Genomic DNA, 19,503 nt, shown 5'->3' with positions numbered 1-19,503 from the left:
TGTTCGGCATCGGCAACCTGCCGACCGGCGACAAGGACCCGTTCGCGCTGCGCCGGCATGCGCTGGGGGTGATCCGGATGCTGGTGGAGAAGGACCTGCCGCTGGACATGCCCGCGGTGGTCGACCAGGCGGCGCAGGCGTTCGGCGCCCTGTTGCCCGACGCCGCCAGGAGCAACGAGCAGTTGCTGCAGTTCTTCTACGAGCGCGTGAACGGCTACCTGCGCGAGCACGGTGCCAGCGCCCAGGAGGCCGACGCCGTGATCGCGGCGCGCCCGATGTGGGGCGAGTTCCCGAAGGCGCTCGACGCCGTGCGTGCCTTCGCCACGCTCCCCGAAGCCCCGGCGCTGGCCGCCGCCAACAAGCGCATCGGCAACATCCTCAAGAAGGCCGGTGACGCTGAAGCCGTGGTCGATGCGCACGTGAGCGAACTGCTGCTGCAGGAGCCGGCCGAGAAAGACCTGTACGCGGCCATGCAACGCATCGTGCCGCGGGCCGACGCGCAGTTCGAAGCCGGTGACTACACCGCCTCGCTGCAGACCCTGGCCGCGCTGCGCGCGCCGGTCGATGCCTTCTTCGACGGCGTCATGGTCAACGCCGAGCAGATGGAGCTGCGGCTGAACCGCCAGGGCCTGCTCAAGACCCTGCACCAGGCCATGAACCGCGTGGCCGACCTGTCGCGACTGGCGGCCTGATGCCTACGCCTGCCGGTGGCGTGCCGGCCGCGGGCGGCACGCGCACCGCCTGGCTGCTGTTCGCACCGCCGCTGGCCGCGCTCGGCCTGCGCTGGTGGCTGCGCGCGCGCGCCGAGCTCGATCCATCCTCCTGGCAGGCGCTGCGCGCCGCCGGCGATGCCCCGCTTGAGTCCGGCCTACTGCTTTGGCAGGCCAGCCAGCCGTTCCTGATCGCCGTCACCGTGCTGGCGCTGCTGGTGCTCGGCACCTGGGTGCTGGTGCGGCGTTTCGGCTGGCGCCGTGTGCGACCGGTTGCCGCCGCGGCCTGGATCGTGCTGTGGGCGGCACTGGCCGGCGCCGCCGGCCTGCAGCACGTCAACCGCGTGGCGCAGCAGGCGCTGCCGGTGCAGACCGCGACCGTGCTGCAGGTGCGTCCGCAGCCGCCAAGCGAGCGCGGCCCCGGCGGCGCCGAGGTGCTGCTGCGCCTGCCGGGTTTCGAAGTGCCGCAAAGCGTGCTGCTCGAGCTGGCCGACGCGGCCGCGCTGCCGCCCGGTTCGCGCTTGCAACTGGCATTGGCGCGTGGCCGTTTCGATGGCGATTACGTGATCGGCTGGCGGCCAGCGCCGTGATAATCGGGTCACCATGAAACTCGTCATCGTCGACCGCGACGGCACCATCTGCGTCGAGCGCGAGGGCTACATCCAGACGCCCGACGAATGGGAGCCGCTGCCGGGCGCGCTGGATGCGATCGCACGGCTCAACCACGCCGGCTACCACGTGGTCATCGCCGCCAACCTGCCGGGACTCGGGCGCGGGCTGTTCGACATGGCAGCGCTGAACGCCATCCAGGCCAAGATGAACAAGCAGCTGGCGGCGGTCGGCGGGCGCGTCGAGGCGATCTTCTACTGCCCGCACGCGCCCGACGAGGGCTGCAGCTGCCGCAAGCCGCTGCCGGGGTTGTTCCAGCAGATTGGCGAACGCTACAAGATCGACCTGCGCCAGGTGCATGCGGTCGGCGACAGCGAGCGCGACATGCAGGCCGCCGCCGCCGCCGGCTGCGTGCCGCACCTGGTGCTGACCGGCAACAACGCACCGGCCCGGACCGATCCGCTGCCGCCGCAGTTTCCGCCCGGCACGCGCGTGCACGCCGACCTGGCGGCGTTCGCCAGCGACTTCATCGCCGAGATGGAGGCGCTGCAAGCCGCCGAAGCACAGGAAGCCGAAACCAGGCTCGAGAAGACGCCGGCCGCCGCGCCGCCGCGCCCGGCTCAAGCTATAGAATAAATAGCTGATGGCGCCCGGCGAGATGGCCCCGGCCGCCGCAACAAGCCCATGAATCTGATCCGCTCCGTGCTGCACATGCTGTGGATGGTCGTCACGGTGATCCCGTGGGCCACGGCGGTGGTGATCGTCTCGCCCTTCGTCAGCAGCACCCGGCTGTACTGGATCTGCGCCGGCTGGCTGGCCACGGCGGTGAACGGCGGCACCTGGATCCTGGGCATCAGGAACCGCGTCAGCGGCCTGGAGAACCTGCCTGCCGGCGAGAAGGATCCGGCGGTGCTGCTGGTCAAGCACCAGTCGACCTGGGAGACCTTCGTCATGCCGACCATCATGCCGCATCCGCTGGCCTACGTGTTCAAGCGCGAGCTGCTGCGCATCCCGTTCTTCGGCTGGGCCATCGGCCGGCTCGACATGATCCACATCGACCGCGGCCGCCGCACCGAGGCCTTCAACAAGGTGGTGGCGCAGGGCCACCGGCTGATGGCCGAAGGGGTCTGGGTCATCATGTTCCCCGAGGGCACGCGCATCCCGCGTGGCGAAAAGGGCACCTACCGCACCGGCGGCACGCGGCTGGCGATCGAGTGCGGGGCGCCGGTCATCCCGATCGCCGTCACCAGCGCGAAGTGCTGGCCGCGCAAGGCCTTCGTGAAGCAGCCGGGCATCGTCGACATCTCGATCGGCAAGCCGATTCCCAGCCTGGGCCGCAAGCCCGGCGAGCTGATGGCCGAGGCCGAGGCCTGGATCGAGTCCGAGATGCTGCGGCTGGACCCCGAGGCCTACCCGGACGGGCGCGCGCGCCTGTCGCGCCTCAAGCCCGGCGGGGGCGACTGAGCGGGTGCACGGCGTGCTGCAGCTGGTGCTCGACCTGTTCGGCGATGCGGCGCCGGCGGCACCGGGTCGGCCGGCTGGCCGTCTGCCAGCTGCGCCCGGTTACGGATCGGGCAGCGCGGCGACGCCTGCCACGGCACCGCCGGTCGAGCCGCCAACAGGGGCGGCGGCGCCGGAACCAGTGCTGGTGCTGCCGCAGGCCTTGACGCCGGCGCGCTTCAGCCACCCGCGCGCCAACCGCGAGATCGCGCTGGGCCGTGCGCAGGTCGCCTACGAGTTCCGCCGCGGCCAGCGGCGCACCATCGGCTTCACCATCGGCGCCGACGGCCTGGTGGTCAGCGCGCCGCGCTGGACCTCGCTGACCGAGGTCGAGGCGGCCCTGCGCGCGAAAGAAGGCTGGATCGTCGCCAAGCTGGACCAGGCGCGCATCCGGCAGGCGCGGCTGGAATCGGCGCGCATCGAATGGCGGGAAGGCGCCGGCATTCCCTTTCTCGGCGAGGAGCTCATCCTGGTGCTGGACCCGCGCCAGCGCCACGGCCGTGGTGGTGCGGTGCTGGCAGCGGCCGCCGATGCCCTGCCGGGTGTGCCGCGCCAGGCGCTGCACGTGGGCCTGCCGCAGGACGCCACGCCCGAGCAGTTGCGTGATACCTGCCAGGCCTGGCTGATGCGCCAGGCACGGCGCATCTTCACCGCCCGGCTCGACCATTTCGCGCCGCAGTTGGATGTGCGCTGGCAACGGCTCGGGCTGTCATCGGCCGGCACGCGCTGGGGCTCGGCCAGTGCGGACGGCTCGATCCGCCTGAACTGGCGCCTGGTCCACTTCAGCCAGCCGGTGATCGACTACGTGGTGGTGCACGAACTGGCGCACCTGCGCGAGATGAACCACAGCCCGCGCTTCTGGCAGCACGTGCAGGCGGTGCTGCCCGACTACGCCGAGCGGCGCAGCACCCTGCGCGAACAGCTGCTGCCGCGCTGGTGAGCAACTGGACCGTGCGGCGGCAGGCGTGGCGCCGGGCCTGAATTCGAGCGCAAGCCGCGGGACGCGCAGCCGGTCAGGCTGGCCTACAGTGGCGCCATGATGCAAGACATGTCTCCCGTCGATGCCGATCCGCGCTGGGCCGCGGTGCTGGCGCGCGATCGCGGCGCCGACGGCCGCTTCGTTTACGCGGTGCGCACGACCGGCGTCTGGTGCCATCCCAGCAGCCCGTCGCGCCGGCCGCGGCGTGACAATGTCGAGTTCTTCGACACGCCGGCGGCAGCCGAGGCGGCCGGCTACCGGCCGAGCCGCCGCCGCGGGCCAGAGGCAGCGCACGCCGCGCGCATTGCCGCCGCGTGCCGGCGCCTGGATGCCTGCGTGCGGGCCGGCGAGGCGGTGCCGCCGCTCGCCGATCTGGCGCGCGAGGCGGACTTGAGCAGCGCGCACTTCCACCGGTTGTTCAAGGCCGCCACCGGCCTGACGCCGTCGGGCTGGGCGCGAGCGCAGCGGGCCGGCCGCGTGCGCGAGGTGCTGCCGCGCAGCGGACGCGTGGCCGACGCCGTCTACGACGCCGGCTTCGGCGCCAGCAGCCGCTTCTATGCGCAGGCCGGGCAGGCGCTGGGCATGGCGCCGGCCGACTTCCGTGCCGGCGGGCGCGGCCAGACGATCCGCTTCGCCGTCGGCCAGTGCGCGCTGGGCGCGATCCTGGTTGCCGAAAGCGCGCGCGGCCTGTGCGCCATCGCGCTCGGCGACGACGCGGAGGCGCTGCTGCGGCAGCTGCAGGACCGCTTCGGGCAGGCGCGCCTGATCGGCGGCGACGCCGCGTTCGAGCGCCGCGTGGCGCGGGTGATCGGCTTTGTCGAGCAGCCGTCGCTGGGGCTCGAGCTGCCGCTCGACCTGCGCGGCACGGCGTTCCAGCAGCGCGTGTGGCAGGCGTTGCGCCAGGTGCCGGCGGGCAGCACGGTCAGCTATGCCGACATCGCGCGGCGCATCGGCCAGCCGCGTGCGGTTCGGGCGGTGGCGCAGGCCTGCGCGGCGAACCAGCTGGCGGTGGCCATCCCCTGCCACCGCGTGGTGCGCAGCGATGGCGCCCTGTCAGGCTACCGCTGGGGCATCGACCGCAAGGCCGCGCTGCTGCTGCGCGAACGCGCGGCGGCACGCGAGCCGGCGACGGTGCGCTGCTGAAACAGCGCGGATCGGTGCGGCTCAGTTGGTCGCGGCGAAGCGCCAGATGCCCTGCGCGTCGCGCTCGCGCCTGAGCTGGCCAGCGAACCACAGCCGGTGCAGGTGCGCCACCGCCTCGCCGAGCGCGAAGGTGGTCTGGTGCAAATCGAGCGGACGCCGGAACAGCACCGGCAGCACGTCGTAGGCGCTCACCGGCCGGATGCGCGCGGCCGCCATCACCTCGTCCAGACGCTCGCGGTGGTGCTCATGCAGTTGCCGGATGCGCGTGTGCAGTCCGGTGAAGGGCTTGCCGTGCGAGGGCAGCACCAGCACGTCGGTGGGCAGCGGCAGGAAGCGGTCGATCGAGTCGAGGAACAGCGTCAGCGAATCGGCCTCGGGCTCCATCTCGTAGACGCTGACGTTGGTCGAGATGCGCGGCAACACCATGTCGCCGCTGATCAGGATGTTCAGCGCCTCGCAGTACAGCGCCATGTGCTCGGGTGCGTGGCCGTAGCCGGCGATGCAGCGCCAGGCCTGGCCGCCGATGGTGACGGTGAGCCCGTCCATCAGGCGTGCATAGCTGGGCGGCAGCGCCGGCACCAGGCCGCTGTAGTAGCTCTTGCGCTGGCGGATCTGCTCCAGGTCGGCCTCGTCCTGCATGCCGTGGCTGTGGAAGTGGCCGGCGAGCCGCTCGCCGCCGAAGCTGTTGACCACCTGGCTGGCGTGGCGCGCGGCCATGTAGTCGGTGCCGCTCATCCACAGCGGGGCATCCCATCGCTCGCACAGCCAGTGCGCCAGGCCGACGTGGTCGGGGTGCATGTGGGTGACGATGACGCGCAGGATCGGCAGGCCGTCCAGCTCGCCGGCGAACACCTGTTCCCAGTCGGCGCGCGATTGCGGGTGGTCGATGCAGGTGTCGACCACGGTCCAGCCGTCGCGGCCGCCGATGCGCTCGCGCAGCAGCCACAGGTTGATGTGGTCGAGCGCGAACGGCAGCCCCATGCGCAGCCACTTGATGCCCGGTGCCAGCTCGATCGCCCCTCCGCGTGGCGGCAGGCGCTCGGCCAGGGGGTAGTGCAGGGCGCGTTCGAGTTCGGCGGCGAGGGACATGGGGCGGGCGGCGCGGGAATGCTGCGGTAGGATGGCGGGCGGATTGACGCATACGTCAATCGAAAGCCCATTCTATGAAGGAGGCGCCTGGCGCGCGCGTACCTGCGCGACAGCGGCTTGACCATCGTGGCCACCACCTATTCCATCGGCGACCTGGCGCGTGAGTTCGACCTGACGCCGCGCGCCATGCGCTTCTACGAGGACATGGGCCTGCTGCAGCCCGGGCGCAGCGGCCCCGGCGGGCGCCAGCGCGTATATTCCAACCGCGACCGCACGCGCCTGAAGCTGACCCTGCGCGCCAAGCGCCTGGGCCTGTCGCTGAGCGAGGCCAGGGAGCTGATCGACATGTACGACAGCCCGCGCGACACCGGCCCGCAGCTGCGCAAGTTCCTGCAGGTGCTGGCCGGCCACCGCGCGCAGCTTGAGGCCCAGCAGGCCGAGTTGCAGGCCACGCTGCAGGAGATCGGCGAGCACGAGAAGGAGGCGCGCGCCTTGCTGGCGCGCCTGGAGCGGGCGCCGGCGAAAAAGGCCCGGACCAGGCCAGAATTTGATTGACGTTTACGTAAGCGTCAATCAAAATCACGGGTTGCCATGAACACCACCACCCAGTCGATCCACGAGCGCGTCGCGCTCAGCTTTGCCCGCCAGGGCATGATGCAGCACATGGGCGCCGAGTTGCGCCGGGTCGAGCCCGGCCTGGTCGAGATCTGGCTGCCGTACTCCGACAAGGTGACGCAGCAGCAGGACGGCTTCCACGGCGGTGCCATGGGCGCGGTGGCCGACATCGCCGGCGGCTACGCCGGGCTGACGATCACGCCCGAGGGCATGGAGGTCGTCACCGCTGAATACAAGATCAACTTCCTCGGCAGCTACCAGGGCGGTGCGCTGCGCGCCATCGGCCGCGTGGTGAAACCGGGCAAGCGCCTGATCGTCTGTACTGCCGAAGTCACCCACATCGCCGATGATGGCAAGCAAGGCCCGTGCGCGCTGATGCAGCAGACGCTGGTGCCGGTGCCCAAGACCTACTGATTTCATTCAAGGAGACACCCCATGAGTAACCTGCCCGGCCTGGACTTCCAACTCGGCGAGGACATCGACGCCCTGCGCGACGCCGTGCGCAGCTTCGCCGAAGCCGAGATCGCGCCGCGCGCCGGCGAGATCGACCGCAGCGACCAGTTCCCGATGGACCTGTGGCCCAAGATGGGCGAGCTCGGCGTGCTCGGCATCACCGTGCCGGAGCAGTACGGCGGTGCCGACATGGGCTACCTGGCGCACATGATCGCGATGGAGGAGATCAGCCGCGCCAGCGCCTCGGTCGGCCTGAGCTACGGCGCGCACTCCAACCTGTGCGTCAACCAGATCAAGCGCAACGGCACCGAGGCGCAGAAGCAGAAATACCTGCCCAAGCTGATCAGCGGCGAGCACGTCGGCGCGCTGGCCATGAGCGAGCCGGGCGCCGGCTCCGACGTCATCAGCATGAAGCTCAAGGCCGAGGACAAGGGTGGCTACTACCTGCTCAACGGCAGCAAGATGTGGATCACCAACGGGCCGGACGCCGACACCATGGTGGTCTATGCCAAGACCGAGCCCGAGCTGGGCGCGCGCGGCGTCACCGCCTTCCTGGTCGAGAAGGGCATGAAAGGCTTCTCGACCGCGCAGAAGCTCGACAAGCTCGGCATGCGCGGCAGCCACACCGGCGAGATGGTGTTCCAGGACGTCGAGGTGCCCGAGAGCCACATCCTGGGCGGCCTGAACCAGGGCGCCAAGGTGCTGATGAGCGGCCTCGACTACGAGCGTGCGGTGCTCGCCGGCGGCCCCATCGGCATCATGCAGGCGGTGATGGACAACGTCATTCCCTACATCCACGACCGCAAACAGTTCGGCCAGAGCATCGGCGAATTCCAGCTGGTGCAGGGCAAGGTGGCCGACATGTACACCGTGCTGCAGGCCGGTCGCGCCTTCCTCTACACCATCGGCAAGAACCTCGATGCGCTGGGCGCCGCCCACGTGCGCCAGGTGCGCAAGGACTGCGCCTCGGTGATCCTGTGGACGGCCGAGATGGCGACCAGGATGGCCGGCGACGGCATCCAGCTGTTCGGCGGCAACGGCTACATCAACGAATACCCGCTCGGCCGCCTGTGGCGCGACGCCAAGCTGTACGAGATCGGCGCCGGCACCAGCGAGATCCGCCGCATGCTGATCGGGCGCGAGCTGTTCGCCGAAACCATGTAAAGTTTGAGCACGTGCGGCGCTCGCCGCACGTTGTTGCCCTGCCGTCTGAGCGGGGCAGCCCAGCGTCAGACGCGGCCGTATGGCGCACACCAATCAATGCCAACGTCCCAGGAGAACATGCATGGGGATCCGCTCCGAGTCGGAAGAACGACTGGATCATCTGTTCAAGAACAACCGCCAGTGGGCCCATGACATCGAGGCGGCGCAACCCGGCATCTTCCAGCGCCTGCTGAACCAGCAGGCGCCCCAGCACATGTGGATCGGCTGCTCGGACAGCCGCGTGCCGGCCAACGAGATCGTCGGCCTGTACCCGGGCGAGGTGTTCGTGCACCGCAACATCGCCAACGTGGTGCTGCCGACCGACCTGAACTGCCTGTCGACCATCCAGTACGCGGTCGACCAGCTGCGCGTGGAACACCTGATGGTGGTGGGCCACTACGGCTGCGGCGGCGTCAAGGCCGCCATGCAGGGGTTGCGCGTGGGCCTGGTGGACAACTGGTTGCGCCACATCGCCGACATCCACGAGCGACACCTGCCCCTGATTGACAGCCTGCCGGCCGAGCACCGCTTCGACGCGCTGTGCGAGATCAACGTGATCGAGCAGGTGGCCAGCACCGCCCGTACCACGGTGGTGCAGGATGCCTGGCGCCGCGGGCAGCCGGTGACGGTGCACGGCTGGATCTACGGTCTCAAGGACGGCCTGCTGGTGGACACGCAGATGCGCGTCCGAGACGGCCAGGAGCTGGCGGCCAGGTATGCGTCGGCGATCGAGTACGTGGCCCAGCGTCCGCGCTGAGGATGCGAAGCAGCCGATAAGGCAATCAGACGAGGCGGCCCCGACGTGATCTACCGGCTGAACGAACCCGCGCTGTTCCTGGTGTGCCTGCTGCTGGCCGCCAGCATCATGGCGCTGGCCACACTGGCGATCCTGCCGTTTCGCCGCGGCGAGGCGAGGCACAGGCCCAGCCTGCTGCCGCCGCCGTTCATGACCGCCATCGTGTTCCCCGCCGCCATCGTGATGGGTCTGCTGGTCAATGACAGCTGGAAGCGCTTCATCGACGCGCAGGACACGGTGCAGCAGGAGTCGGCGCTGCTGCAGCTGTTCCACGTCTACCACAAGCGCCTAGCCGAGCCGTTCCGCACGCCGATGGGCGCCGCCATCGAACGCTACGAGCAGGTGCAGATCCCGGAGGACTGGCGATTGTTCAGGCTCGGCAAGCGGCCCGCGGCCGACGACGGCCTGGGGCCGATCCTGGACCAGATCGACGTCTGGACGGATGACGCGCACGGCGTCCCGGAAGCGCAGCAGACCAACCTCGAACGCATGCGCAACGGGGTGATGGAACTGCGCGAACTGCGCGCCAAGCGCAACCTGCTGTCCGAGGGCCGGATGGACTGGCCCAAGTGGCTGGTGGTGTTCTGCCTGCTGTTCACCTGCACATTGACCATGTCGGAGATCACGCTGCACATGCGCTCGGCCTACCTGACCGCTGCACTGCTGTTCGTCCTCGGCAATGGCTCGGTGCTCTACCTGCTGGCGACGCACGAACGGCCGTTTGCCGGTGGCGCCTCCGTACAACCGCCCATGGTGCACGCGTTGCTGGCGCCAGCCGACGCTGGCACGGCGGCGCCCGTGCCCGCGCCCGCCACGCGTTGAAGGATCTATCGTCATGCCCGATTCCCCCGTCCCCAATCCCCGCGCCCTGCGCAACCTGCTCGACAACAACCGCGCCTGGGCCGAGCGCGTGGAGCGCCAGCAGCCGGGCTTCTTCAAGGAACTGGCCCAGCAGCAGCATCCCAAGTACATGTGGATCGGCTGCTCCGACAGCCGGGTGCCGGCCAACCAGGTGATCGACCTGGCACCGGGCGAGGTGTTCGTGCACCGCAACGTGGCCAACGTGGTCACGCACTCGGACCTGAATGCGCTGTCGGTGATCCAGTTCGCCGTCGATGCGCTCAGGGTCGAGCACATCATGGTGGTCGGCCATTACGGCTGCGGCGGCGTGCTGGCGGTGCTGCGCCAGGAGCGCATCGGCCTGGCCGACAACTGGCTGCGCCACGTCAACGACGTGCGCATGCGCCAGCGTGGTCGCCTGATGCATTTGTGCGGCAGCGCGCAGGAAGATGCGCTGTGCGAGATGAATGTGATCGAGCAGGTCGGCAACGTGGCGCAGACCAACATCGTGCAGGACGCCTGGAAGCGTGGCCAGTCGCTCAGCGTGCACGGCTGGTGCTACGGCCTGAAGGACGGCGTGGTGAAGGATCTCGGCGTCACCATCTCGGGACCCGATGAGGTGGTCGACGTGTACCGCGCGGCCATCAAGCGCTTTCCGCGCGGCGACGCGGATGACCAGGCGGCGCCGGGGACGGCGCAGGACTGAGCGCCGTGCCGCGCCAGGCCCTCGATTCGCCGCTGGCGCACGACATCGCGCAGGCGATGATCGACGGCTTCAACCGCCACTACATCCTGTTCCGCACTGAAAGCGCGCGCGCCAAGCACCGCTTCGAGACCTGCGACTGGCTCGGCCAGCAGCGCGCCCAGCGCGAGCGCATCGAGTTCTACGACCTGCGCGTGCGTGAATGCCAGCGCCGGCTGGAGCGCGAGTTCAAGGCCGGCGCGCAGCCGATGGCGGTGTGGCAGCAGGTCAAGCTGCTCTACATCGGCATGCTGCTGCGGCACCGCCAGCCCGAGCTGGCCGAGACCTTCTTCAACTCGGTCACCACCCGCATCCTGCACCGCAGCTACTTCCACAACGACTTCATCTTCGTGCGCCCGGCCATCAGCACCGAGTACATGGAGACCGACGATCCCCGGGCCAAGACCACCTACCGGGCGTTCTACCCGGCGGTCGAGCAGCTCGCCGACACCGTGCGCACGGTGCTGGAGTCGTTCGGCCTGCACTGCCGCTTCGAGGATCTGGCGCGCGACGCGAGCCTGGTCGCCGATGCCATGCGGCGCGAGCTGGGCGAGAGCCGCCAGCACCCGAACTTCCAGCTGCAGGTGCTGACCAGCCCGTTCTACCGCAACAAGGGCGCCTACCTGGTCGGCAAGCTGATCAACGGCTTCCGGGAACTGCCGTTCGCGCTGGCGCTGCTGCACCGCGAGCCCGGCGTGCTCCACGTCGACGCGGCGCTGTTCGGCGAGGAGGACCTGGCGATCCTGTTCAGCTTCTCGCGCGCCTACTTTATGGTCGACATGGAGATCCCGTCGGCCTACGTGCAGTTCCTGCGTGGCCTGATGCCGCGCAAGCCGCGCGCCGAGCTCTACAACGCGCTCGGTCTGGCCAAGCAGGGCAAGAACCTGTTCTACCGCGACCTGCTGTGGCACCTGCGGCACTCGACCGACCGCTTCCGCATCGCGCCCGGCATCAAGGGCATGGTGATGCTGGTGTTCGACCTGCCGAGCTACCCCTACGTGTTCAAGATCATCCGCGACTGGTACCCGGCGCCCAAGGACACCACGCCCGAGCAGGTGCGCGGCAAGTACCACCTGGTCAAGCGCCACGACCGCGTCGGCCGCATGGCCGACACCATGGAGTTCTCGTCGCTGGCGTTCCCGCGCGCGCGCTTCGAGGACGAACTGATCGCCGAGATCGAGCAGCTCGCGCCGAGCCAGCTGGAGGTTTCCGACCGCGACGGCGATGGCCGCACCGAGGTCATCATCGGCCACGCCTACATCGAGCGGCGCATGATTCCGCTCAACCTGTACCTGCAGGAGGCCTTCGACGCCGGCGAGGGCGACCTGGTGGCCGGGGTGCAGCTGGAGCGCGTGGTGATCGAGTACGGCAACGCCATCAAGGACCTGGTGGCGGCCAACATCTTCCCCGGCGACATGCTGTGGAAGAACTTCGGCGTCACGCGCCACGGCCGGGTGGTGTTCTACGACTACGACGAGATCGAGTACATCACCGACTGCAACTTCCGCCGCGTGCCGCCGCCGCGCACCGAGGAGGACGAGCTGAGCGGCGAGATCTGGTACAGCGTCGGCAAGCACGACGTGTTCCCCGAGACCTTCGGTCCCTTCCTGCTCGGCAACCCGCGCGTGCGCGAGGCCTTCATGCGGCATCATGCCGATCTGCTGGACGTCGATTTCTGGCAGCGCAACAAGGAGCGCATCCAGCGCGGCGAGGTGCTGGATTTCTTCCCCTATGGCGCGCACCGGCGTTTCGGTGTCGCGGGCGGTGGCCACGCCGACGCGGCGCCAGCGCCGTCCGCGGCCGGCACGCCGGCGTCTGCGGCAGATCAAGCCGCGGCCAGCACCGGCGTGGGAGAGTCGTCAGAGTAGGCGCCGAGCCCGCCTGCGCGGGCCGCCAACCGGTTTCATTTGCACATCACTGAAGGAGAACACCATGTCCGATCCCATCGTCATCGTTTCCGCCGCCCGCACCCCCATGGGCAGCTTCCAGGGCGATTTCAGCAACCTGGCCGCGCACGACCTGGGCGGCGCGGCGATCAAGGCCGCGGTCGAGCGCGCCGGCATCAAGCCGGAGCTGGTCACCGAGGTGCTGTTCGGCAACTGCCTGATGGCCGGCCAGGGCCAGGCGCCGGCGCGCCAGGCGGCGTTCAAGGGCGGGCTGCCCAAGAGCGCGGGCGCCGTGACGCTCAGCAAGATGTGCGGCTCGGGCATGCGCGCGGCGATGTTCGCGCACGACATGCTGGTGGCCGGCTCGCACGAGGTGCTGGTGGCCGGCGGCATGGAGAACATGACGGCCGCGCCCTACCTGCTGCAAAAGGGCCGCGGCGGCTACCGCATGGGGCACGACCGCGTGTTCGACCACATGATGCTCGACGGCCTGGAGGACGCCTACGAGGCCGGCCGCAGCATGGGCACCTTCGGCGAGGATTGCGCCGCCAAGTACCAGTTCACGCGCGAACAGCAGGACCAGTTCGCCATGACCAGCGTGCAGCGCGCGCAGAACGCCATCAGGACCGGGGCCTTCAAGGCCGAGATTACGCCGGTGACCGTGAAGGACCGCAAGGGCGAGCGCGTGGTCGATACCGACGAGGGCCCGGGCAAGATCAACCCCGAGAAGATCCCGACCCTGAAGCCCGCCTTCAAGAAGGACGGCACCATCACCGCCGCCGCCAGCTCCAGCATCAACGACGGCGCCGCCGCCATGGTGCTGATGCGCGAGTCGACGGCGAAGAAGCTCGGCTGCAAGCCGCTGGCGCGCATCGTCAGCCATGCCACGCACGCGCAGGAGCCCAACTGGTTCACCACCGCCCCCATCGGCGCCAGTGAGCAGGCGCTGGCCAAGGCCGGCTGGAAGGTCGACGACGTCGACCTGTGGGAAGTCAACGAGGCCTTCGCCGTGGTGCCGATGGCGCTGATGCACGACCTGAAGGTGCCGCACGACAAGGTCAACGTCAACGGCGGCGCCTGCGCGCTGGGTCACCCGATCGGCGCCAGCGGCGCGCGCATCATGGTGACGCTGATCCACGCCCTGAAGGCGCGCGGCCTGAAGAAGGGCCTGGCCACGCTGTGCATCGGTGGCGGCGAGGCGACGGCGGTGACGCTGGAACTGGTCTGAGCCCGGGCGCCGCAAGCCGCCAGACCTGGGCGGGCGCGGCGCCTGGCGGATTTGCAGTAAGGTCGGCATCGACATGGCCACCATCCTCATCATCGGTGCCTCGCGCGGCATCGGCCTCGAACTGGCGCGGCAATACGCCGCCGCCGGCGAGCGCCTGATCGCCACCGGGCGCAGCGACGACAGCCTGCAGGCGCTGCGTGAGCTGGGTGCCCAGGCGCTGCGCCTGGACGTGGCCGATCCGGCCAGCATCAGCGGCCTGGCCTGGCAGCTCGACGGCGAGCAGATCGACATCGCGCTGTACGTGGCCGGCATCACCAGCCACGGCAACGCCACGCAGCCGCCCACCCAGGCCGACTTCGACGCCGTGATGCGCACCAACGTGCTGGGCGCCATGCAGGCGCTGGTGCAGGTGGCGCCGCTGCTGGCGCCGGGCGGGCGCTTCGGCTTCGTCTCCAGCGTGATGGGCCGCATCGCCACCGTGCCGGACAGCCGCGCCTGGCTGTACCGCACCAGCAAGGCGGCGCTGAACATGGCGGTGGCGTCGGCGCAGCACGACTACCCCGATGCCATCCTGGTCTGCCTGCACCCCGGCTGGGTGCAGACCGACATGGGCGGCGGGCAGGCGCCGGTGACGCCCGAGGCCAGCGCCACCGGCCTGCGCCAGGTGATGGCCGGCCTGACGTCGGCCGACCGCGGCGCCTACATCCAGTACGACGGACAACGCTTCGACACGTGGTGAAAGAATGAAATCCCCCCTGAGTCGCCTGCGGCGCCTTCCCCCCAGGGGGACAACGCCAGTGGCCGGTGCAAGCCCGGCCACGGCGTCTGCTGGCATGGCCTGCTCCGCGGCCGCTGGATTCTTTGTGCTTTGAGCGCTGCGGGTGGAGCCCGGCGCGCTGGATGATTGATATGTTGCTGACCCAAGACCAGGAAATGATCCGCGACGCCGTGCGCGCCTTCGCACAGGAGCAGCTGTGGCCGCACGCGGCCCGCTGGGACAAGGAGCACAGCTTTCCCGAGGAGGCGCACCGCGGCCTGGCCGAACTCGGCGCCTACGGCATCTGCGTGCCGGAGGAATACGGCGGCGCCGGGCTCGACTACCTGACGCTGGCGCTGGTGCTGGAGGAGATCGCCGCCGGCGACGGCGGCACCAGCACGCCGATCAGCGTCACCAACTGCCCCTACAACGCGATCCTGATGCGCTACGGCAGCGAGCAGCAGAAGCAGCAGTGGCTGGTGCCGGCGGCGCGCGGCGAGATGCTGGGCGCCTTCGCACTGACCGAGCCGCACGTCGGCAGCGATGCGTCCAGCCTGCGTACCACGGCCATCAGGGACGGGGGCGACTACGTGCTGAACGGCGTCAAGCAGTTCATCACCAGCGGCAAGAACGGCCACGCGGCGGTGGTGATCGCGGTCACCGAGAAGGCCGCCGGCAAGCGCGGCCTGTCGGCCTTCATCGTGCCGACGCACCGGCTCGGCAACACCGGCTGGGTGGTGGCGCGCGTCGAGGACAAGCTGGGCCAGCACTCCAGCGATACGGCGCAGATCAACCTGGAGAACTGCCGCGTGCCGGCCGCCAACCTGATCGGCGAGGAGGGCGAAGGCTACAAGATCGCGCTGTCGGCGCTGGAGGGCGGGCGCATCGGCATCGGCGCGCAGGCGGTCGGCATGGCGCGCAGCGCGCTCGAAGTCGCGATCCAGTACGCCAAGGAGCGCGAGGCCTTCGGCACCGCCATCTTCAACCACCAGGCGGTGAGCTTCCGGCTGGCCGAGTGCGCGACGAAGCTGGAAGCCGCGCGCCAGCTGATCTGGCACGCCGCCAGCCTGCGCGACGCCGGCCGGCCCTGCCTGAAGGAGGCCGCCATGGCCAAGCTGCTGGCCACCGAGACCGCCGAGGCGGTGTGTACGGCGGCGATCCAGACCCTGGGCGGCTACGGCTACGTCAGCGACTTCCCGCTCGAGCGCATCTACCGCGACGTGCGCGTATGCCAGATCTACGAGGGCACCAGCGACGTGCAGAAGATCATCATCGCGCGTGGCCTGTAGCCGGACCCGGATAGGATGCGGGTCTGGCGCGGCGTCGACTCGCTTTCATTGACACACGGGCAGTAGCGGCCCGGTCACGACGCCAAGCCGTCAGAAGGCGCGATCTGCATGCGAATCATCATTCTCGGCGCTGGCCGCGTAGGCGAGAGCGTGGCGGAAACCCTGGTGTCGGAGGCCAACGACATCACCGTGATCGACCCCGATCCGGAGCGCCTGCACCTGCTGGAAGAACGCCTGGAGCTGCGCGGCGTGGCCGGCAACGGCGTGCAGCCCTCGGTGCTGCGCCACGCCGGCGCCGCCGACTGCGACCTGTTCATCGCCTGCACGGCGCTCGACGAGACCAACCTGGTGGCCTGCAAGATCGCGCACGACGTGTTCGGCATCCCGACCACCATCGCGCGCCTGCGCTCGCCCGAGTTCGTGCAGGGCGACAAGCTGCTGGAAAAGGACGGTTTCGCGGTTGACCGCGTGATCTGCCCCGAGGCCTCGGTCACCCAGACCATCCACCAGCTGATCGAGTACCCCGAGGCGCTGCAGGTGGTGAAGTTCTCGCAGAGCGAGGCGCACCTGGTGGTGGTGCGGGTGTCGGCCGACAGCTACCTGGCCGGCCACACCATCGCCGAGTTCCGGGCCCGCAAGCGCGACGTGCCGATGCGCATCGTCGCCATCTACCGGCGCGACCAGGAGCTTCCGGTGGCGGCCGAGACCCGCCTGCTGGCAGGCGACGAGGTGTTCGTGCTGACCGGGCGCGAGAGCGTGCGGCCGGCGCTGCACGCCATCGGCAACCCGGACCGGCCGGTGCGCCGCGTGATGATCGCCGGCGGCGGCAAGGTCGGCCTGCGGCTGGCGCGCGGCCTGGTCGGCCAGTGCGAGGTCAAGATCATCGAGGCCAACCGCAAGCGCTGCGCCTACCTGGCGGCCGAGCTGCCACCCGACATGCTGGTGCTGCAGGGCGACGGCACCGACGAGGAACTGCTGCTGGACGAGAACGTCGCCGACATGGACCTGTTCATCGCCGTCACCAGCGACGACGAGGACAACATCCTGTCGAGCATGCTGGCCAAGCGCATGGGCGCGCGGCGCGTGATCGCGCTGATCAACCGCCGCGCCTATGCCGACCTGCTGCAGGGCAGCACCATCGACATCGCGATTTCGCCCGCCAACGCTGTCATCGGCGAGCTGCTGATGCACGTGCGGCGCGGCGCCGTGGCGGCGGTGCACAGCCTGCGCGGTGGCGCCGCCGAGGCGCTGGAGGGCGTGGCCTACGGCGACGCCAAGACCTCGCACCTGGTGGGCCGGCGCATCGAGCAGATCAAGCTGCCGGTCGGTGCCCGCATCGGTGCGATTGTGCGCGGCGTCGGCGCCGATGCGCGCACCGTGGTGCCGGCGCACGACACCGTGATCGAGACCGACGACCACGTGATCATCTTCCTGCCCAACAAGCGCATGGTGCGCGAGGTGGAGAAGCTGTTCCAGGTGCGTGCAACGTTTCTATGACCCCCGGCGTCAATCCTCCACTGAGTCGCCTGCGGCGCCTTCCCCCGAGCGGGACCACGCTGGCGTTCGGATCGCCGAGCCCGGCCCCGGTGTTCCGGTCTGGCCTGTTCCGCGGCCTCCGGATGCTGCCGCAGGGCTGGCTGCGCAGTCCCGCGAAGTGGCACCTGGATGCGGGAGCGGCCAAGGCTGCTTGCACAGCGGCATCCGATCCTCGTTGAACCCATGACGCGCTTCGCTCCCGCCTTTCTGGTGCTCTCGTGGGTCGTCATGGGCTTCTCGCTGGCCTTTTTCGTGCCGATGGCCTGGGACTGGTTCGGCGAGGGCGGCACGCATGTGCGGGTCTGGACCTGGTGCTTTGCGTTCACGCTCGCCACCGGCGCCTGGCTGTGGCTGCGCAACCGGCACGCCAACCGCGAGCTGACGGTGCGCGACGGCTTCCTGCTGGTGACGCTGGTGTGGGTGGTGCTGCCGGCCTACGCGGCGCTGCCGCTGCTGTTCACGGTGCAGGGCATCAGCTTCACCGACGCCTACTTCGAGGCCATGAGCGGCCTCACCGCCACCGGCGCCACGGCGCTGGCGGGACTCGATCTGCTGGCGCCGTCGATCAACATCTGGCGCTGCTTCCTGCAGCTGATCGGCGGCCTCGGCATCATGCTGCTGGCGATCGCCATCCTGCCGTTCCTGGGCCTGGGCGGCGCGCAGCTGTACAAGGCCGAGATGCCCGGCCCGATGAAGGAGCAGCGCCTGACGCCGCGCCTGGCCGAGACCGCGCGCGGCCTGTGGGGCGTGTACTTCGTGCTCTCGCTGGGGTGCTTTCTGGCCTACCGCTGGGGTGGCATGAGCTGGTCGGACGCCTTCATGCACATGTGCACCACGGTCGGGCTGGGCGGCCTGTCCTCGCACGACGCCAGCTTCGGCTACTGGAACTCGCCGCAGCTGGAGTGGAGCGCGGTGCTGTTCATGCTGCTGGCCGGCATCAGCTTCGCGCGCTACTTCCTGCTGTGGCGGCAGCGCTCGCTGGCGCCGGTGGCCAAGGATGCCGAGGTGCGTGCCTACTTCGTCACGCTGCTGGTCGCCACGCTGCTGGTCACGGCGATGCTGCTGATCGAGCAGGTGTTCGAGGATTTCCCGACCGCCATCCGCCAGGCTGCGTTCCAGGTCATGTCGGTGGCGTCCACCACCGGCTACGCCACCACCGACTACCTGCTGTGGCCGTCCTTCATCCCGGTGCTGCTGCTGTTCCTGGGCTGCTTCGTGTCCTGCGCCGGCTCGACCGGCGGCGGCATCAAGATGGTGCGGGTGCTGGTGCTGCTCAGGATCGCCCAGCGCGAACTGGTGCGCATCGTGCATCCGCGCGTGGTGTACCCGGTGGTGCTGGGGCGTTCGGTGGTGCCACCCGACGTGATCAGCGCCATCATGGCCTTCATGCTGATCTACGGCGGCACCATGATCGGGCTGACGCTGCTGATGCTGGCCTCGGGGCTCGACGTGGTGACCGCCTTCACCGCCATCGTGGCCTGCCTGAACAACATCGGCCCCGGCATGGGCAAGGTCGGCCCGGCCGGCAACTACGCGGTGCTGAGCGACTTCCAGATCTGGCTTTGCTCGCTGGCCATGCTGCTGGGACGGCTGGAGCTGCTGTCGGTGATGGTGCTGTTCACGCCGCAGTTCTGGAAGCGGTAGATTCGGCGCAGACCCGATCAGGAACAAGAGGACACAAGGAGACACCGATGCCCATCACCAAGGGATATCGCGCCCTGGTCGCCGAGGCCATGGCCGAGATCACCACCTACAGCGTCGAGCAGGTGCGCCAGCGCATCGGCGACCCGGCCGTGCAACTGGTCGATATCCGCGATGTGCGTGAGCTCGAGCGCGAGGGCACGGTGCCGGGCGCCGTCAACGCGCCGCGCGGCATGCTGGAGTTCTGGGTCGACCCCGAGTCCCCCTACTACAGGCCGGTGTTCGGCGACGAGGGCAAGGAATACATCCTGTTCTGCGCCGCGGCCTGGCGCAGTGCGCTGGCGACCAAGGCGCTGCAGGACATGGGCATGACCAACGTCGCGCACATCGAGGGCGGTTTTTCCAACTGGCGCAAGCAGGGTGCACCGGTGGAAAGCTACGAAGCACACCGCGCGCGCCGCGGATCCGGCAAGTCTTGACGGCGCAC

The 19,503-nt window shown here is 69.6% G+C and carries 20 protein-coding genes; 19 read left to right on the top strand and 1 reads right to left on the bottom strand.

Translation table 11 applies throughout. The features are described from left to right. From PK606_RS09705 to ada, 6 genes are all read left to right on the top strand, one after another. On the top strand, positions 1-692 hold a 692-nt coding region (locus PK606_RS09705; protein WP_324563269.1), incomplete at its 5' end, for a glycine--tRNA ligase subunit beta. Further along, entirely contained in the window at positions 692-1,300 is a 609-nt protein-coding gene (locus PK606_RS09700) for a hypothetical protein (RefSeq protein WP_324563266.1), read from the top strand. The genes PK606_RS09705 and PK606_RS09700, both read left to right, overlap by 1 nt. 13 nt (positions 1,301-1,313) lie before the next feature. Continuing rightward, complete coding sequence (gene gmhB / locus PK606_RS09695) at positions 1,314-1,955, top strand: D-glycero-beta-D-manno-heptose 1,7-bisphosphate 7-phosphatase (protein ID WP_324563264.1); 642 nt, start codon at positions 1,314-1,316, stop codon at positions 1,953-1,955. A gap of 48 nt (positions 1,956-2,003) precedes the next feature. Then, on the top strand, positions 2,004-2,783 hold the full coding sequence (locus tag PK606_RS09690; protein ID WP_324563262.1) for a lysophospholipid acyltransferase family protein: 780 nt from the start codon (positions 2,004-2,006) through the stop codon (positions 2,781-2,783). A 4-nt stretch (positions 2,784-2,787) separates the two neighbouring features. Next, positions 2,788-3,759, top strand: coding sequence for a M48 family metallopeptidase (locus tag PK606_RS09685; protein WP_502920819.1), 972 nt, complete (start codon positions 2,788-2,790; stop codon positions 3,757-3,759). A 108-nt stretch (positions 3,760-3,867) separates the two neighbouring features. Then, positions 3,868-4,941 carry a bifunctional DNA-binding transcriptional regulator/O6-methylguanine-DNA methyltransferase Ada gene (gene ada / locus PK606_RS09680; RefSeq protein ID WP_502920817.1) on the top strand — a complete coding sequence of 358 codons (1,074 nt, stop codon included), beginning with the start codon at positions 3,868-3,870 and terminating at the stop codon, positions 4,939-4,941. Positions 4,942-4,962: 21 nt separating this feature from the next. On the opposite strand, the gene PK606_RS09675 is transcribed toward ada, so the two are convergent. Next, on the bottom strand, positions 4,963-6,030 hold the full coding sequence (locus tag PK606_RS09675; RefSeq protein ID WP_324563257.1) for an MBL fold metallo-hydrolase: 1,068 nt from the start codon (positions 6,028-6,030) through the stop codon (positions 4,963-4,965). Between the two features lie 126 nt (positions 6,031-6,156). Here PK606_RS09675 and PK606_RS09670 point away from each other — a divergent pair, with 126 nt between their 5' ends. The 13 genes from PK606_RS09670 to PK606_RS09610 all read left to right on the top strand — a co-directional run bounded on the left by PK606_RS09670 (position 6,157) and on the right by PK606_RS09610 (position 19,495). Continuing rightward, on the top strand, positions 6,157-6,585 hold the full coding sequence (locus tag PK606_RS09670; RefSeq protein ID WP_324563276.1) for a MerR family transcriptional regulator: 429 nt from the start codon (positions 6,157-6,159) through the stop codon (positions 6,583-6,585). Positions 6,586-6,621: 36 nt separating this feature from the next. Continuing rightward, positions 6,622-7,059 carry a PaaI family thioesterase gene (locus PK606_RS09665; RefSeq protein WP_324563254.1) on the top strand — a complete coding sequence of 146 codons (438 nt, stop codon included), beginning with the start codon at positions 6,622-6,624 and terminating at the stop codon, positions 7,057-7,059. A gap of 21 nt (positions 7,060-7,080) precedes the next feature. After that, positions 7,081-8,262 (top strand): isovaleryl-CoA dehydrogenase, encoded by a 1,182-nt coding sequence (locus PK606_RS09660; protein ID WP_324563252.1) that lies wholly within the window; start codon positions 7,081-7,083, stop codon positions 8,260-8,262. Between the two features lie 121 nt (positions 8,263-8,383). Then, positions 8,384-9,058, top strand: a complete 675-nt coding sequence (gene can, locus PK606_RS09655) for a carbonate dehydratase (protein WP_324563249.1) — start codon at positions 8,384-8,386, stop codon at positions 9,056-9,058. 45 nt (positions 9,059-9,103) lie between these two features. Beyond that, positions 9,104-9,919 carry a bestrophin-like domain gene (locus PK606_RS09650; protein ID WP_324563247.1) on the top strand — a complete coding sequence of 272 codons (816 nt, stop codon included), beginning with the start codon at positions 9,104-9,106 and terminating at the stop codon, positions 9,917-9,919. Between the two features lie 13 nt (positions 9,920-9,932). Then, positions 9,933-10,643: a carbonate dehydratase gene (gene can / locus PK606_RS09645; protein WP_324563245.1), complete on the top strand. Its 711-nt coding sequence runs from the start codon at positions 9,933-9,935 to the stop codon at positions 10,641-10,643. Continuing rightward, complete coding sequence (gene aceK / locus PK606_RS09640) at positions 10,640-12,547, top strand: bifunctional isocitrate dehydrogenase kinase/phosphatase (RefSeq protein WP_502920820.1); 1,908 nt, start codon at positions 10,640-10,642, stop codon at positions 12,545-12,547. The genes can (PK606_RS09645) and aceK overlap by 4 nt, the downstream gene beginning before the upstream one ends. A gap of 64 nt (positions 12,548-12,611) precedes the next feature. After that, positions 12,612-13,793 (top strand): acetyl-CoA C-acyltransferase, encoded by a 1,182-nt coding sequence (locus PK606_RS09635; protein WP_324563242.1) that lies wholly within the window; start codon positions 12,612-12,614, stop codon positions 13,791-13,793. A 73-nt stretch (positions 13,794-13,866) separates the two neighbouring features. After that, positions 13,867-14,532 carry an SDR family oxidoreductase gene (locus PK606_RS09630; protein ID WP_324563239.1) on the top strand — a complete coding sequence of 222 codons (666 nt, stop codon included), beginning with the start codon at positions 13,867-13,869 and terminating at the stop codon, positions 14,530-14,532. A gap of 170 nt (positions 14,533-14,702) precedes the next feature. Beyond that, positions 14,703-15,839 carry an acyl-CoA dehydrogenase family protein gene (locus PK606_RS09625; RefSeq protein WP_324563236.1) on the top strand — a complete coding sequence of 379 codons (1,137 nt, stop codon included), beginning with the start codon at positions 14,703-14,705 and terminating at the stop codon, positions 15,837-15,839. Positions 15,840-15,947: 108 nt separating this feature from the next. Next, a complete protein-coding gene (gene trkA, locus PK606_RS09620) occupies positions 15,948-17,336 on the top strand; it encodes a Trk system potassium transporter TrkA (RefSeq protein WP_324563233.1) in 1,389 nt (462 codons plus the stop codon). 222 nt (positions 17,337-17,558) lie between these two features. After that, complete coding sequence (locus tag PK606_RS09615) at positions 17,559-19,019, top strand: TrkH family potassium uptake protein (protein ID WP_324563231.1); 1,461 nt, start codon at positions 17,559-17,561, stop codon at positions 19,017-19,019. 47 nt (positions 19,020-19,066) lie between these two features. Beyond that, positions 19,067-19,495 carry a rhodanese-like domain-containing protein gene (locus PK606_RS09610; protein WP_324563228.1) on the top strand — a complete coding sequence of 143 codons (429 nt, stop codon included), beginning with the start codon at positions 19,067-19,069 and terminating at the stop codon, positions 19,493-19,495. Positions 19,496-19,503 lie beyond the last annotated feature (8 nt).

The sequence above is a fragment of the Ottowia sp. genome (assembly GCF_035444425.1).
In the GTDB taxonomy this organism is placed as follows: domain Bacteria; phylum Pseudomonadota; class Gammaproteobacteria; order Burkholderiales; family Burkholderiaceae_C; genus Ottowia.
This window is presented reverse-complemented; position numbering and strand designations above follow the sequence as displayed.

What these genes read in the sequence shown, in the direction of transcription:
- PK606_RS09700 (WP_324563266.1), top strand. Translation starts at nt 692, where the DNA reads ATGCCTACGCCTGCCGGTGGCGTGCCGGCCGCGGGCGGCACGCGCACC.
- gmhB (WP_324563264.1), top strand. Translation starts at nt 1,314, where the DNA reads ATGAAACTCGTCATCGTCGACCGCGACGGCACCATCTGCGTCGAGCGC.
- PK606_RS09690 (WP_324563262.1), top strand. Translation starts at nt 2,004, where the DNA reads ATGAATCTGATCCGCTCCGTGCTGCACATGCTGTGGATGGTCGTCACG.
- ada (WP_502920817.1), top strand. Translation starts at nt 3,868, where the DNA reads ATGTCTCCCGTCGATGCCGATCCGCGCTGGGCCGCGGTGCTGGCGCGC.
- PK606_RS09675 (WP_324563257.1), bottom strand. Translation starts at nt 6,030, where the DNA reads ATGTCCCTCGCCGCCGAACTCGAACGCGCCCTGCACTACCCCCTGGCC.
- PK606_RS09665 (WP_324563254.1), top strand. Translation starts at nt 6,622, where the DNA reads ATGAACACCACCACCCAGTCGATCCACGAGCGCGTCGCGCTCAGCTTT.
- PK606_RS09660 (WP_324563252.1), top strand. Translation starts at nt 7,081, where the DNA reads ATGAGTAACCTGCCCGGCCTGGACTTCCAACTCGGCGAGGACATCGAC.
- can (WP_324563249.1), top strand. Translation starts at nt 8,384, where the DNA reads ATGGGGATCCGCTCCGAGTCGGAAGAACGACTGGATCATCTGTTCAAG.
- can (WP_324563245.1), top strand. Translation starts at nt 9,933, where the DNA reads ATGCCCGATTCCCCCGTCCCCAATCCCCGCGCCCTGCGCAACCTGCTC.
- PK606_RS09635 (WP_324563242.1), top strand. Translation starts at nt 12,612, where the DNA reads ATGTCCGATCCCATCGTCATCGTTTCCGCCGCCCGCACCCCCATGGGC.
- PK606_RS09630 (WP_324563239.1), top strand. Translation starts at nt 13,867, where the DNA reads ATGGCCACCATCCTCATCATCGGTGCCTCGCGCGGCATCGGCCTCGAA.
- PK606_RS09625 (WP_324563236.1), top strand. Translation starts at nt 14,703, where the DNA reads ATGTTGCTGACCCAAGACCAGGAAATGATCCGCGACGCCGTGCGCGCC.
- trkA (WP_324563233.1), top strand. Translation starts at nt 15,948, where the DNA reads ATGCGAATCATCATTCTCGGCGCTGGCCGCGTAGGCGAGAGCGTGGCG.
- PK606_RS09615 (WP_324563231.1), top strand. Translation starts at nt 17,559, where the DNA reads ATGACGCGCTTCGCTCCCGCCTTTCTGGTGCTCTCGTGGGTCGTCATG.
- PK606_RS09610 (WP_324563228.1), top strand. Translation starts at nt 19,067, where the DNA reads ATGCCCATCACCAAGGGATATCGCGCCCTGGTCGCCGAGGCCATGGCC.